Source organism: Caulobacter sp. GW821-FHT10A10, from assembly GCF_059415745.1.
Window position 1 is genome coordinate 51,080 of sequence record NZ_JBWKNV010000006.1, and the last position, 14,745, is coordinate 65,824.

The 14,745-nt window shown below is 69.8% G+C and carries 10 protein-coding genes; 5 read left to right on the plus strand and 5 right to left on the minus strand.

Annotated features, from left to right (window positions below):
- Positions 1-57: 57 nt before the first annotated feature.
- Complete coding sequence (locus tag AC07NS_RS16735) at positions 58-996, minus strand: BON domain-containing protein (RefSeq protein WP_494605010.1); 939 nt, start codon at positions 994-996, stop codon at positions 58-60.
- A gap of 215 nt (positions 997-1,211) precedes the next feature.
- On the opposite strand from AC07NS_RS16735, the gene dnaG reads away from it, so the two are divergent.
- Entirely contained in the window at positions 1,212-3,125 is a 1,914-nt protein-coding gene (gene dnaG / locus AC07NS_RS16740) for a DNA primase (RefSeq protein ID WP_494605012.1), read from the plus strand.
- Positions 3,126-3,284: 159 nt separating this feature from the next.
- Here the strand turns inward: dnaG and AC07NS_RS16745 are convergent, their stop codons facing one another.
- Positions 3,285-6,068, minus strand: a complete 2,784-nt coding sequence (locus AC07NS_RS16745; protein ID WP_494605013.1) for a PAS domain S-box protein — start codon at positions 6,066-6,068, stop codon at positions 3,285-3,287.
- Positions 6,069-6,659: 591 nt separating this feature from the next.
- Here AC07NS_RS16745 and rpoD point away from each other — a divergent pair.
- The gene (rpoD, locus tag AC07NS_RS16750) at positions 6,660-8,615 is read left to right on the plus strand and encodes an RNA polymerase sigma factor RpoD (RefSeq protein WP_494605014.1); all 1,956 of its coding nucleotides are present in this window, start codon (positions 6,660-6,662) and stop codon (positions 8,613-8,615) included.
- 124 nt (positions 8,616-8,739) lie between these two features.
- Here rpoD and AC07NS_RS16755 read toward each other — a convergent pair whose 3' ends face one another.
- Both AC07NS_RS16755 and AC07NS_RS16760 read right to left on the minus strand, forming a co-directional pair.
- Positions 8,740-9,561 carry a hypothetical protein gene (locus tag AC07NS_RS16755; RefSeq protein WP_494605016.1) on the minus strand — a complete coding sequence of 274 codons (822 nt, stop codon included), beginning with the start codon at positions 9,559-9,561 and terminating at the stop codon, positions 8,740-8,742.
- A gap of 158 nt (positions 9,562-9,719) precedes the next feature.
- On the minus strand, positions 9,720-10,997 hold the full coding sequence (locus AC07NS_RS16760; protein ID WP_494605018.1) for a S8 family serine peptidase: 1,278 nt from the start codon (positions 10,995-10,997) through the stop codon (positions 9,720-9,722).
- A gap of 125 nt (positions 10,998-11,122) precedes the next feature.
- On the opposite strand from AC07NS_RS16760, the gene AC07NS_RS16765 reads away from it, so the two are divergent.
- Complete coding sequence (locus AC07NS_RS16765; protein ID WP_199228315.1) at positions 11,123-11,623, plus strand: sigma-70 family RNA polymerase sigma factor; 501 nt, start codon at positions 11,123-11,125, stop codon at positions 11,621-11,623.
- A complete protein-coding gene (locus tag AC07NS_RS16770) occupies positions 11,620-12,396 on the plus strand; it encodes an anti-sigma factor family protein (RefSeq protein ID WP_494605020.1) in 777 nt (258 codons plus the stop codon). The genes AC07NS_RS16765 and AC07NS_RS16770 overlap by 4 nt, the downstream gene beginning before the upstream one ends.
- Before the next feature lie 123 nt (positions 12,397-12,519).
- On the opposite strand, the gene AC07NS_RS16775 is transcribed toward AC07NS_RS16770, so the two are convergent.
- Positions 12,520-12,741: a flagellar basal body rod C-terminal domain-containing protein gene (locus AC07NS_RS16775; protein WP_110118165.1), complete on the minus strand. Its 222-nt coding sequence runs from the start codon at positions 12,739-12,741 to the stop codon at positions 12,520-12,522.
- A 246-nt stretch (positions 12,742-12,987) separates the two neighbouring features.
- Here AC07NS_RS16775 and AC07NS_RS16780 point away from each other — a divergent pair, with 246 nt between their 5' ends.
- Positions 12,988-14,670, plus strand: a complete 1,683-nt coding sequence (locus AC07NS_RS16780) for a M28 family peptidase (RefSeq protein WP_494605023.1) — start codon at positions 12,988-12,990, stop codon at positions 14,668-14,670.
- Positions 14,671-14,745 lie beyond the last annotated feature (75 nt).

Consider the following 14,745-nt stretch of genomic DNA (forward strand, 5'->3'; position numbering starts at 1 on the left):
TCCCCCGGGTCCCGGATCGGCCTAAGGCCGTCCGGGATGACAAGGAATGGGTGCGAGTTAAGCCTTGCCCGTCACGCCCTGTTGGGGCGCGTTGCCTTGCAGGGACCAATCGCCGGGCTTGGCTTCGACGCCGCGATCCAGGCGCAGGTTGTTCTGGACGTTGTCGACGCCCGAGACGCTTTCAGCCAGCAGTTCGGCCCGGCGCTTGTCGTCGCGGGCGTGGACCGTGCCGCTCAGCGTCACCTCGCCGTCCTTGACCGCGACCTCGATGGACGAGGCGTCCAGCCAGCCGTCGTCGGTCAGGCGATCGCTGACGTCCTCGCGAATACGCTCGTCAGAACGGCGATACCCCTTGGGGCCGCGGCCGCGATGGTCGGCGCGCAGGGCAGCGTCATGCTCGCGGCGGCGCTGAGCGTCGTGATCGCCCATCCAGGCCGAGACCTCGTCGCGGGCGCGATCGAACCAGCCGCGATCATCGTCGTAGCGGTCACGCGCATGTCGGCCATGGGGTCCGTGCTCGTGGCGACCCCGTCCCGGACCGTCGGTGTAATAGTTGCGGTCGTGCTCGTGGCGGCGGTCGAAATAGGCGCGGTCGCCGTAGTCGGGCGCCTCGCCGCGATAGCCGCCTCCGCCGTAGTCGGCCGTGGAGCCGCCGAAGTCGAAGCCGCCGACCTGGCCATAGTCGCCCGGCGCGCGGTAGCCGCGGCCCGAGGCGTAGTCCGAGCCCGAGCGGATCGTCCCATAGCCGATGTCGCCGCCCTGGCTGACGGCGCGGCGCAGCTCGCTACGGCCCGACGATCGATGGCGGGGCTCGCCGTAGCTGCGCTGCTCGCGGGCGGCGTAGCGGTCACGCCAGTCGGGATCCTGGGCGTAGCGGTCCTGGCGGCGCCCATCGGTGCGCGAGGCGTCGTAGCCATAGCCGCGCTCGTCGTCGAAATCGCGCTCGCGGTCGATCTCGAAGCGGCCTTCACGGTCGTTCCAGCGGGACTCGGGCATGGGTGTTCTCCGTGGCTCTGTGTGGCGTGGGGCCGCGTCGAGGCGACCCCCGCATCAGAACGGAGGGTCGTTGGGCCTGTTCCTAGTGCGACGCTTCTTTGATCCACGGCGACGCTAGCTGTGGATCGCAGGGGATAAGTCCAAAGCCGCTTGTGAGGTGTCACCTCAGGAGGAGTGTCATCCCGCGCGCGCGACCTTATGTTGGGGCCATCGCCATGCGCTTCGACGACCGTTTCCTTGAAGAACTGAAGTCCCGACTTCGCCCCTCCGACGTGGTCGGAAAGACGGTGAAGCTGCGGCGGCAGGGTCGCGAGTATGCGGGGCTGTCGCCCTTCACCAAGGAAAAGAGCCCGTCGTTCTTCGTCAACGACGACAAGGGCTTCTACCATTGCTTCTCCAGCGGCAAGCACGGGGACATCATCAGCTTCCTGCAGGAGACCGAGCGCCTCACCTTCTCCGAGGCGGTCGAGCGGCTGGCGGCCGAGGCCGGCATGAGCCTGCCCGAGCCTGACGCCCGCGCCGCCCAGGACGATCGCAAGCGCGCGGGGCTGGGCGACTGGATGGAGCTGGCCGCCGCCTGGTTCGAGGCCGAGCTGCGCCGCCCAGTCGGCAAGGACGCCCGCGCCTATCTCGACCGTCGCGCCCTGCCCGAGGACCAGTGGAGCCGCTTCCGCATCGGCTTCGCGCCCAACGGCCGCACGGCGCTGAAGGACTATCTGGTGGCCAAGGGCGCCAAGCCCGGCGACCTTGTGGAAGCCGGCCTGCTGATCGCGCCCGAGGACGGCGGCGCGCCCTACGACCGCTTCCGCGACCGGATCATCTTTCCGATCACCGACACCCGCGGCAAGGTCGTCTCGTTCGGCGGCCGGGCAATGGATCCCAACGCCCGCGCCAAGTACCTGAACGGCCCGGAGACCAGCCTCTTCCACAAGAGCCGGGTGCTCTACGGCCTCTATGACGCCCGCAAGATCCTGCACGCGGCCCAGGCGGCCGCGCCCACCGAGCAGACGCCGCTGCTGGTGGTGGAGGGCTATATGGACGTCGTCGCCTGCCAGCGGGCGAACCTGTCGGCCGTGGCGGCCATGGGCACGGCCCTGACCGAGGAGCAGATGGAGGCGCTGTGGCGCCTGCATCCCGAGCCGACCCTGTGCTTCGACGGCGACAAGGCCGGCCAGCGCGCCGCCAGCCGGGCCATCGACCGCGCCCTGCCCCTACTGAAGCCCGGCCGCTCGTTCCGCTTTTCGATCGTCAGCGGCGGCAAGGATCCGGACGACGTGCTGCGCGAGCAGGGTCCGGCGGCGCTGAAGGCCCAGGTCACCCAGACCACCCCTTTCGTCGAGGCGCTGTTCGTGCGCGAGCGCGACCTGGAGCCTCTCGATACGCCCGAGCGCAAGGCGGGCCTCAAGCAGCGCCTGCGCGCGGCGGCGGGCACGATCGCCGACAAGGACCTGGCGTCAGCCTACAAGGACGACCTCTACGCCAAGCTCGACCTGCTGTTCCCCAAGCCGGCCTACGGTGGCGGGGGCGGCGGCGGCCAGGGCGGTGATCGCCCCTTCACGCCGCGCAACGGCGGTGGCGGCGGTGGAAACTGGCGCGGCCGCGATCGTGGGCCGCCGGATCCCGGCATCCGCGGCATAGCCCGCGAGCAGATCGGCCGCCGGCTCAATCCCTTCCACGCGGCCGTGGCGATCGCCGCGGTCAACCATCCGGCCTGGGCGCGTCCCTATGACGAGGCGCTGGAGCGGATCGGTTTCGGCGAGGCGCGGCTGAAGGGCCTGGCCCACGAGATCTTCGAGGCCCTGATCGACGACATCGGCGACGAGACGCCCTTCCGCGACATCCTGGTGCGCAAGGGCCGCGCCGAGGAGCTGGCCGAGCTCGATCGCCTGGCCGCGACCCTGAACGCGCCGTTCCTCGACGCCAAGATGGAGCGCGAGCGGGCCCGCGCCCTGTGGGCCGCCTGCTACGAGGCCATCGTCGAGGTGGGCGACGCCGAAAGGGCGCTCCGGGCCATGCGCGAGGAGCCGGTCACCGCCGCCAGCCTCACGGCCACCCGCGACCTGCGCGACCGCATCGCCATCCTGGAACGCCAGATCAGCAACCTGGAATTCTGGCAGCCGGCGCACTGAAGAACCTCCCCCTGTGGGGGAGGCGGCCGAAGGCCGGTGGGGGGACGTTTTCAACCGCTTCGGCAACGGACGACCTGTAGTCACTCCCCCCACCGATCGCTTCGCGATCACCTCCCCCACAGGGGGAGGTTCCTTCCGGTTCGACTAACCGCCCCGAAGCTAAGCCGCCCTGCGCTCGCGCTCCAGCGCGGCGGCGATGCCGCCCAGGAGCGCGCCGATCTCCAGGGGCTTGGCCAGGACGCCGTCGAACAGGCCGTCGGAAAGCTTGGGATCGGCGTCGGCCGAGAAGGCCAGGATCGAGGCGTCGCTGCTGGGGCCGCCGCCCTCGCGGATCCGGCGCGCGGCGGTTTCGCCGTCCATCAGCGGCATGCGCAGGTCCATCAGGATGACGTCGAACGCTTGCAGCAAGGCCGCGTCGATCGCCGCCTGGCCGTCGGCGGCCTGGGCCAGCTCGACGTCGAAACCCTCCAGCACCGCGCCGACCAGTTCGCGATTGACCTGATTGTCGTCGACCACCAGCACCCGGCAACCGGCGGGAAGGTCCAGAGCCGGCGCGCCCAGGCGCTCGACGGCCTTGGGCGCTTCGGCGGCGGCGGCCGGGAGGCTGAACCAGAACCTGGCCCCCTGCCCCAGCGCGCTGTCGACGCCGATCTCGCCGCCCATGGCCTCGACCAGGCCCTTACAGATGGCCAGGCCCAGGCCCGTGCCACCGTGGCGGCGGGTGGACGAGCCGTCGATCTGCGAGAACCGCTTGAAGAGCTCGCCCAGGCGCTCGGCCGGCATGCCAGGACCGGTGTCCGACACCGTCACGACCAGGCGACCGCCGGAATGGACGGCGCGCAGTTCCACCGCCCCAGCATCTGTGAACTTCATGGCGTTGCCCAGCAGGTTCAGCAGCACCTGGCGCACGCGGTCGGGGTCGAGCACCAGGCTGGCCGGCAAGCCCTCCAGGCCGTCGGCCACCAGGGCCACGCCCTTGGCCTCGGCCTGCAGCGAGAACAGCGACAGGGCGTCGCCGAGCAAGGTCCGGGCGTCGCACGGCTCCAGGTCGATCTCGACCTGGCCGGCCTCCAGCTTGGAGAAGTCGAGGATGTCGTTGACCGTCGACAGCAGGGCCTGGCCGGCGGCCAGGGTCTTACCGACCCAGGCGCGGGTGGACGGCGCCAGTTCGGGCTGCGCCTCGATCATCCGCGAGAAGCCCAGCACCGCCGTCAGCGGCGTGCGCAGCTCGTGGCTCATGTTGGACAGGAACTCGGCCTTCACCCCGGCGGCGGCCTCGGCCTCGGCCCGGGCCTGCTGCAGCTGCGCCTCCAGGGCCTTGCGCGTGGTGACGTCGCGAACGACGTCCTGGATGCCGGTCAGGGCGCCGTTCTCGTCGAAGAACAGGGTCGGCTGGCCTTCCAGCCAGACCCAGCGCCCGTCCTTGGCCTGGCCGCGAAAGTGGAAGGGCTCGGCGACGACGCCGGGGCCGCGGGCGATCAGGTCGCGGTAGTAGTCGACGAGCACGCCCTTGTCGTCGGGATGGGTCATGTCGATGACCCGCCGGCCGACCATCTCCTCGGGCTCGTAGCCCAGCACGCGCCGGCAGCTGGGCGTGATGTAGACGATCTCGCCGTCGGGCGAGAAGCGCGAGATCATGTCGATGGCGTTGTCGGCCAGCAGCCTGTAGCGGGCCTCGCTTTCGGCCAGGGCGATCTCGGCCGCCTTGTGGTCGGTGATGTCGCGGATCACGTCGGTGACGGCGCTCATCTGGCCGGTCTGCGGATCGCGGGCCAGGGTCGGACGCGCCTCCATCCAGCGCACCGAGCCGTCCTTGCAGAGAATGCGGTACTCGATGCGCCAGGCCGAGGGACCGGTCGGCAGGTCGGCGAAAGCGGCCTGCACGCGCTCGTGGTCGTCGGGATGGATGAACTCGATGGCGCGGCGGCCAACGACCTCCTCCATGGTGTAGCCGGTCACCACCTTCACCGCCGGCGAGACGTAGGTGAAGCGTCCCTCGCGATCCATCTTGGTGACGAGGTCGTTGGCGTTCTCGGTCAGTAGCCTGTAGCGCCTGGCGCTGCGCTCGACGGCGTTCAGGGCCTCGACATGGTCGGTGACGTCCTGCAGCAGGCCGATCAAGGCCACCGGCTGGCCGTCCGCGCCTTCTTCACAGACGGCCTTGGCGACCACGTGGCGCAAGGCGCCGTCAGGCCGCAGAAGGCGCAGCTGGAATTCGAAGCCGCTGCGCGTGTCGATCGCCCTCTGCAGATGGTCGCGCACCTGATCGCGGTCTTCGGGGTGATAATAGGCGATGGCGTCGTCGACCTGCGGGTCGAAGCCCGAGCGCGGCAGGCCGTGGATCTCGTAGACGGCGTCGGACCACGTCGTCAGGCCGGTCGCAAGGTCATAGCGCCAGTGGCCGACCTTGGCCATGCTCTCGGCGATCTCCAGCAGGCGCTGCTTCTCGCGCGCCTGGCGGTTGGCCTTGGTCAGCTCGAACTCGTCGACGACCACGCCGGCCAGCAGCTTCAGCCGCTCGAGCTCGGCGTCGGTGGGACGCGGGCGCGGCTTGTCGTCGATGACGCAGAGGGTTCCGAGGTTGTCGCCGTCCTTCGTCGTCAGGGTGGCGCCGGCGTAGAAGCGGATGTCGGGATCGCCGGTGACCAGCGGATTGTCGGCGAAGCGGGGATCGAGCGCAGCATCCTCGACCACCATCACCGCATTGGGGCCCATCTCGATGGCGTGGGTGCAGAAGGCGATGTCGCGGCTGGTGGACTCCACGTCCAGCCCGACCCGGGCCTTGAACCACTGGCGCTCGTCGTCGACCAGAGAGACCAGGGCGATCGGCGCGCCGAACAGGTTGCCGGCCAGCGCGGTCAGGCGGTCCAGCGCGGCATCGCGCGGGGTGTCGAGCACCTGATAGGACTTCAGCGCAGCGAGCCTGCGCGCCTCTCTGTCCATGACCTTTCCGCCCTGTGTCATGCGCGGCACTTTATAGAGCGACGGTATGCGACACGGTTAAGGCCCCGGCGTGGCATACGGACGCATCCACCAGGCGGCGACTCCCCAGCGCTTCTCGCCTTCTGGAACAGCGAGAAACAGCCAACTTCGCGCCCGCCATCTTGACACGGGCGTCACCCACGGCCATTTGCCGACTCAAGGATTTGCCACGCAGCTGATTTGACATCGATCGGGCCGCCAACGCACAGCGCGCGCCCTGCTTGAAACAGGATGTCATCCTCGCCGCGCCAAGTCCCAGCGGTCGTCGGTCCGAAAGGTCGACGTTCATGAACGCCGCGCTCGAAGCCGCCCGCCCTCCGCCAATTTCGCGCGGAGCGTTACCCCGTGGTTTTTCGTGCGTTAGTTCACAGAACGTCGAAATTTTTTTCATCGATGATGCTGGAAGCTTGGAGCGCCTGCGCAGCGGGGTCCTAACCCTTGGAAGCAGTCACCGACCCGAACTCGCGAGGATCCGCGGAAGGCCGGCGACATGTTGAAGCATTCTCGGCCCGTCCCTCGCGGTAAGGGGCGGCGTCGATTTCGGAGAGCTTGATGAGCAACAATTCCACGGCCGAGACCGAAGCGCCCGAAGCCACCGGTGGTGACGGCCCTCTGCTCGACCTGACCGACGCCGGCGTAAAGAAGTTCATCAAGCAGGCGAAAGCCCGCGGCTACGTCACGATGGACGAGCTGAACAAGGTGCTGCCTTCGGAAGAAGTCAGCCCCGACGCCATCGAAGACACCCTGGCGATGCTCAGCGAGATGGGCGTCAACGTCGTCGAGGCCGAAGAAGACGCCGAGAACGCCGAGGGCGGTGAAGTCGCCACCCGCGACGAGAACACCACGGTCATCACCAGCGACAAGCCGGCCGCCTACGACCGCACCGACGACCCGGTGCGGATGTACCTGCGCGAGATGGGCTCGGTCGAACTGCTGAGCCGCGAGGGCGAAATCGCCATCGCCAAGCGCATCGAGGCCGGCCGCGACACGATGATCCGCGGTCTCTGCGAAAGCGCCCTGACCTTCGAAGCCATCATGGTGTGGCGCGAGGAACTGAGCACCGGCCGCATCCTGCTGCGTGAAGTCATCGACCTGGAAGGCACCTACGCGGCCATCAACGGCGGCGCGGCCCAGCCCGCGGCCGAGGACGACGAAGGTCCGGCCGAGCCCGTCGACGACGAAGCCGGCGAAGCCAAGCCCGAGGGCGAAGGCGAGGACGAAGACGACTTCGACGACGGCGCCGGCCCGACCGTCAGCGCCATGGAAGGCGAACTGCGCGAAGGCGTCATGGCCATCCTCGACGCCATCGCCGGCGAGTTCGAGACCTTCCGCAAGCTGCAGGACAAGCTGGTCGGCAGCCGCCTGAAGGGCGAGGATCTGTCGGACGCCGACCGCAAGGCCTACGAGGGCCTGTCGGCGACGATCATCCAGCACCTGAAGACGCTGAAGCTGAACAACAACCGCATCGAGGCTCTGGTCGAGCAGCTCTATGCGATCAACAAGCGCCTGATCGGTCTTGAAGGCCGCCTGCTGCGCCTGGCCGACAGCTACGGCATCAGCCGCGGCGAGTTCCTGAAGGCCTATTTCGGTTCCGAACTGAACCCCACCTGGGTCGACCAGGTGAAGGGCATGGGCGTGCGCTGGACCAAGTTCGTCGAGAACGACACCAGCTCGGTCAGCGACATCCGCCAGGAGATCGCCGCCCTCGCCACCGAGACCGGCGTGCCGATCGACGACTACCGCCGCATCGTCCAGACCGTGCAGAAGGGCGAGCGCGAGGCCCGTCAGGCCAAGAAGGAAATGGTCGAGGCCAACCTGCGCCTCGTGATCTCGATCGCCAAGAAGTACACCAACCGCGGCCTGCAGTTCCTGGACCTGATCCAGGAAGGCAACATCGGCCTGATGAAGGCCGTCGACAAGTTCGAGTATCGCCGCGGCTACAAGTTCTCGACCTACGCTACCTGGTGGATCCGTCAGGCCATCACCCGCTCGATCGCCGACCAGGCGCGGACCATCCGCATCCCGGTCCACATGATCGAGACGATCAACAAGATCGTCCGCACCAGCCGCCAGATGCTGCACGAGATCGGCCGCGAGCCGACCCCGGAAGAGCTGGCCGAAAAGCTGGCCATGCCGCTGGAGAAGGTGCGCAAGGTCCTGAAGATCGCCAAGGAGCCGATCTCGCTCGAAACGCCGATCGGCGACGAGGAAGACAGCCACCTGGGCGACTTCATCGAGGACAAGAACGCCGTCCTGCCGATCGACGCGGCCATCCAGAGCAACCTGCGGGAAACCACCACCCGCGTGCTGGCCTCGCTGACCCCGCGTGAAGAGCGCGTGCTGCGCATGCGCTTCGGCATCGGCATGAACACCGACCACACGCTGGAAGAAGTCGGCCAGCAGTTCTCGGTGACCCGCGAGCGGATCCGTCAGATCGAAGCCAAGGCGCTGCGCAAGCTGAAGCACCCGAGCCGGTCGCGGAAGCTGCGCAGCTTCCTCGACAGCTGATCGGTTTCGAAGACTAGACAAGACGAAGGCGGCGTCCGCGAGGACGCCGCCTTTTCTTTTGGAACTCCGACAAGCGGGACGGCTCCGGGGGAAGAGCCGTCCCTAGGTCGACGGAGCAGCCGGCTTAATTGTTGCCGGTCTTGATGTCGGCCGAGCCCGAGCCGCCGCCGTTGGCCGAGGCGCTGGCGCCGCTGCGCGAGGCCGAACCGGTGAGGCCCAGCGAGCCCGACTGGCTGGTCCCGCCCTTCTTGGTCGAGGCGCTGGACGAGCCCGAGCCGCTGGTCGAACCCGAGACGCCGTCGCGGCTGGCCGCGCCGGTGGCGTTCAGGGCGCCGTCGCCGGTCGCCGAGGTAGAACTGGCCGCGTCGCGGGCCGAGGCAGCGGCGCTACGGGCGGCGCTGGTGGTGCGGCCAGCCGCGCTCGTCGCCCGGTCACGAACCGAACCCGTCGCGGTCTGAACGCGCGAGCCGGCGTTGGAGGCCGCGCCCGTGGCCCGGGAGGCGGCGCCCGAGGCGGTCGAGGTCAGGCCGCTCGCGTCCGGGGTCGAGGCCGAGCCGGAACCCGAGCCATTGGCCGAGCCCGCCGCATTGGCGGTGGAAGCAGTGGTGCGGGCGGTGTCGACCGCGCCGGTCGCCGCGTCGCGGGTGCGGCCGGCGGCGTTGCGCGCCTTGCCGCGGACGGTCGAGGTCGTGTCGCCGGCGCGATCGCGGACGCGGCCGGTCGTATCGCGGACCGAGGAGCCCAAGCCGCTGGTGTCGGGCGAGGTCAGGCCGCCGCCGAGGCTGCCGGTCCCGCCCAATTGACCGCCGAGACCGCCCAGGCCTCCGCCCAGACCGCCCGTGAGGCCGCCGCCGCCCGAACCGCCCAGCAGCTGGGCCTGGGCCATCGGCGCGGCCATCAGAACGGCGACGGTGGCGGCGGCGGTGAGGAACGAGATCTTGCGCATGGTCGTCTCCTTTGAAGGGTCTTTTCCGTGGGGCGCTGTCCGCCTCCTGACCCGTCAAACGCCGGCTCCCGCGCTTTTCTTCCCTCCGAGCACAAATTTTTCGAGAAATTCGAAAATCGATCTCTCGGTGTTATCCAGCTGACTCTTTTCGACTTTTCCTAGCGCCCAGCATCGACCTGGCCAGCGCCGAACACCTTGTCGGGTCCCGGAGCGCCCAGATCGCGGGCCGAACGAGCCAGGCCAGCGACCGCCGCCCGGGCGCTCGCGGGGTCGGGGCGGCTCGTCAGTCGGGCCAGCCGTCCGGCCACCACTGGGGCGGCGAAGGAGGTGCCGCGCAGGCTGGCCGTCCGTCCGCCGGGGGCGGCGGCGCGCACTTCGGCGCCGAGGGCGGCGAAGGCCACCTGCGGATTGGCCCCGGCCTCGGGCAGCGCCCTTCCCCTGCGATCGACGCCGGTGACCGCGATCACGCCGGGATAGGAGGCCGGATAGAGCGGCGGCGCGGCCGGGCCGTCGTTACCGACCGCGGCGACGACCAGCACGCCCTGCCCGAGCAGCGCCCTGACCGCCGCCCGCAGCGCGCCGTTGTCGGGACCGACCAGGCTGACATTGACCACCGGAACCTTGGCCGCGCTCATCCAGGACAGCGCCCCGACGATGGCCGAAGCCGAGCCGCCGGTCGGGCCGACGCCATAGACATCGGCCGCCAGCAGCCGCGCGCCGGGTCCCGCCGCGCCATAGCCCCGGGCGGCGATCAGGGCGGCGGTGGCCGTGCCGTGGGCCCCGGCCCTGGGCGCGCCCTTGGCGAAGCCCTTCTGCTCGATGGCGACGCCCTGGAAGTCGGGATGACCGAGGTCAATCCCGCCATCGACCAGACCGACCCGCGCGCCGCCAGCCGCCGGCTTGTCCGACGCGGCCGCGACCGCCGCCCCGGCGGCCACCGCCACGCCGGCGCCGGCGTAGATGTGGTTGAAGTCGTAGTCGCCGTCGGGATCCAACGTCCGCAGGTCGCGGACGGCCTGGCGGGCGTCCATGCCGCGCGGCGGGGCCAGGGTGACGAGTTCGAGGCCCAGATCGCCGGAACGCTCGCGGCGCAGCACGGTGAAGCCCTTGGCCAGCGCCCGTTCGATCCCCTGGGGGCTGGGCGAGACGGCCAGCACCTCGCCGCGCACGGCGGGGCGGCCCTGGTCGTCGGCTTCGAGCGTGCGGGGATTGGCCTTCAACAGGGATTGCAGGCGATCGAGACCCGCCAGGTCGCGCACGCCTTCCACGGTGCGCGTCGTCAGGTCCTGCGCGCCCTCGACGACGTCCGAGACGACCGGCAGCCGGCTGGGCAGAGATGGCAGGCCGCCCGGCAGCAGCTGGGCGCGCGAGGCCGCCGCCGGTCCCAGGACCAGGGCGCAGGCCGCGACGACCGGCAGGACGATTTTCCTTCGCAACGCTATCTCCTGAACTCTTCGCGCGAGAACGATGGCCGGAACGCGCGCGGAGTGGAATAATTATCGAGTTGTGGATTAAACGCCGGGCACGGCGCGTTTCTTCCTTCAGGCGACGTAGGCGGACCTTGGATTCTTTTCAAAAGGACATGCTGGACCTGCTGCCGCGGCTGCGCCGCATGGCGCGGGTGCTGGCCCGGGATCCCGCCGACGCCGACGACCTGACGCAGTTGACCGTGGAGCGCGCCCTGGCGCGCCGTGATCAATGGCGCGAGGGCACGCGACAAGACAGCTGGATGTTTCGGATCATGCGCAACGCCTGGATCGACGAAAGCAGAAGCCGGGCCCGGCGCGGCCGGATCCTGGCCCCGCCCGAGGCCGGCGCCAACGCCGCAGACCCGGCCGCCCACTCGCTGGACAGCCACCTGGCGATGAGCGCCGTCGAGGCCGCGCTGGACGCCCTGCCCGAGGACCAGCGCACGGCGGTGGCCCTGGTGCTGATCGAAGGCCTTTCGTACCAGGAAGCCGCCGACAGCCTCGAAATCCCCATGGGGACCCTCACCAGCCGCCTCGCCCGCGGCCGCATGGCCCTGCAGGCCGTGCTGATCGACCAAGGAGCCAGGCCATGACCGTGAGCGACGAAGAGGTCTTCGCCTATGTGGACGGCGAACTGCCGCCCGAGGCCATGGCCAAGATCACCGCGGCCATGGCCAAGGACCCGGCCCTGGCCGCGCGGATCCAGGCCCAGAAGGACCTGCGGCGACTGCTGTCGGGCGCCCATGCCGGCGTGCTGCGCGAACCGGTCCCGCCGACCCTGAAGTCGGCCGCCACCGGCGCCGGCGGCAAGCCGGCCGAGGTGATCGCCTTCCCGCAGCCCAAGTCGAAGGAAAAGGCCAAGGAGAAGATCCGGGTCCAGAAGCCGGCGACGCCGTCGGCCCGGCCGGGCCTGACCGTGCGCAAGCCGCCGGCCTGGGCCGCCATGGCCGCCTGCTTGGTGGCGGGCCTGGCGGTCGGACGCCTGGCCCTGCCCTCGCCGCCCACCGCCGACGGCCGCGCGGCCGAAGCGCCGACCGCCGTCGGCCCGCTGGCCCGCGCGCTGGAGGACGGCACGGCCGCCGCCGCGTCGGGTCCTGTGCGGGTCGGCGTGACCTTCAAGAATCAGGAGGGCCGCTATTGCCGGACCTTCCAGGGAGAGGCGCAGGCGGGCGTGGCCTGCCGGACCAGCGACGCCTGGCGGGTGCTGGCGGTGTCGCCGGCGGCGGCTCCAGCGGCGAGCGGCGAGTATCGCCAGGCCGGCTCGGAGACGCCGGCGGCGGTGCTGGCCGTGGTCGACAGCATGATCGCCGGCGCGCCGCTGGATGCGGCCGGCGAGGCCAAGGCCGTCAAGAGCGGCTGGCGCTGATAGATAAGCGGCGGATTGGGTCGCCGCCTCCCGGATAGACTAGGGGAAAACCCAGGAGGCGGCGTATCCGCGCCCTTCGCAGGGGGGGACGCGAGGCGGGCGCGGACAATGACCGGAGTGCGGCTAGGCCAGAAGGTCCAGCAGAGCCCCGGTCATCTCGTCGGCGGTGCGAAGCACCGCGGCGTTGGCGGAAAAATCGGTCTTGGCCGAGATCTGCGCGACCCGTTCGGTCGCCAGATCGGTCTTGGCCCCAGCCCCCGGATCCGCAGCGACGCGCTGAGCGCTGGCGGCCAGACGGCTGGTCGCGGCGCTCATTCCGGCGGCGGATATCGAGAAGGCCTGCATGAACCGTTTCCCCTGTCTCTTTCGCGAAACTGGCGGGGTTCGGTTAAGCTCTTCTTCATATTTAGGGTGAATTTCGATCGACCTTACCAAGTTATGTAGAAAATCTTTGCCATTAAGGTTACCGCGCGCGACGCCTGTTGCGCGCCTATCGCGCCTCCTCAAGCCAAGCTCGGCTCGACAAGTCGCCGCCGTCTCTGCAAGGTCGCCGGCTTCGCGGCCCGTGGGGTCCGCCCTGGAGCCTGCTGCATGCCCGTTTCGCGTCGCGCTGCCTGTCTTGGCGCAACCTGCCTGAGCGCCGTCCTGCTTCTCACGACCCTGCCCGTCCAAGCTTTCCCCCTGGTCGGCCCCAAAGAGACCTTCGTCCCCTCGCCCCAGGCGATGCGCGCCCACATGACCTTCCTGGCCGACGACCTGATGGAAGGCCGCGAGGCCGGCACGCGCGGCTACGACCTGGCCGCCAACTATGTCGCCGCCCAGTTCGCCCTGCAGGGCCTCAAGCCGGCCGGCGACGCCGGGACCTACCTTCAGACCGTGCCGCTGGTGGCCTATCGCGTCGCCGCCGACGGGGAACTGAAGGTCGCCGAGGCCGGCGCGGCCCCGACAGCCCTGACCTTCGGCGAAGACTTCCTGCCCTCCCCCCAGGCCGACAAGGCCGAGTTGGCCCTGAACGCGCCGCTGGTCTTCGTCGGCTTCGGCATCAGCGCCCCCGAGCGCGGTCGCGACGACTTCGCCGGGCTCGACGTGGCCGGCAAGATCGTGGTGGTGCTGGCCGGCGCCCCTAAGGGCTTCCAGACCGAGGAACGGGCCCACTACGGCTCGCTGAACATCAAGCGGGTGGAGGCCGCCCGGCGCGGCGCCGTCGGCGTGCTGGTCCTGAGCGTTCCCTCGGGCGAGAAGCGCCGGCCGTTCGCGCGCGGCATCGGCGGCAATCGCGACTGGCGGATGACCTGGCGGGCGCCGGACGGCTCGCCCTTCATCCGCGGGGCCTCGGCGCCGAGCCTGGGCTCGATCAGCGTCAAGGGCGGCCAGAAGCTGTTCGGCGGGGCCGCCGGCCGGCTGGAGGCAGCCTATACCGCCGCCGAGACGACCGAGGGCAAGGTGGCGGGTTTCGCCCTGCCGACCACGGCCTCCATCGCGCTGAAGAGCCAGATCGAGCAGCGCCGCAGCAGCAATGTCGCGGCCCTGATCGAGGGCTCGGACCCGACGCTGAAGTCCGAGGTGGTGGTGCTGAGCGCCCACCTCGACCACGAGGGGATCCGCGAGAACCCCAAGCCGGGCGAGGACGCGATCTATAACGGCGCCCTCGACAATGCGAGCGGCATCGCCACCCTGCTGGAGGTCGGCCGCGGCTTCACCGGCGGCAAGGCCCGGCCCAGGCGCTCGATCCTGCTGCTGGCGGTCACCGCCGAGGAGAAGGGCCTGATCGGCTCGGAATATTTCGCGCACAATCCGACCGTGCCGAAGGCCAGCCTGGCCGCCGACGTCAATCTGGACATGCCGGTGCTGCTCTATCCGTTCGTCGACGTGGTGGCCTTCGGGGCCGATCGCTCGACCATCGGCCCGATCGTGGCCAAGGCCGCCGCCCGCGTGGACGTGGCCCTGTCGCCCGACCCGATGCCCGAGGAAGGCCTCTTCACCCGCAGCGACCACTACCGCTTCGTCGAGCAGGGCGTGCCGTCGGTGTTCCTGATGACCGGCTTCAAGAACGGCGGCGAGAAGGCGTTCAGGGACTTCCTGGCCACGCACTATCACAAGCCCAGCGACGACCTTTCGCAGCCGATCGACTACCAGGCGGCCGCCAAGTTCGCCCGGGTCAACTACGAGATCGCCCACGACCTGGCCGACGCGCCGCAGCGCCCGACCTGGAAGGCCGGCGACTTCTTCGGCTCGATGTTCGCGCCCCAGGGCCATCCGTCGGCGGCCCGTTGAGCGGGAACCGATCGACCGGAAGACGATTGACCGACGAGACGGACGGGCCGATTTTGCGTGCTCGTCCTTATCAAG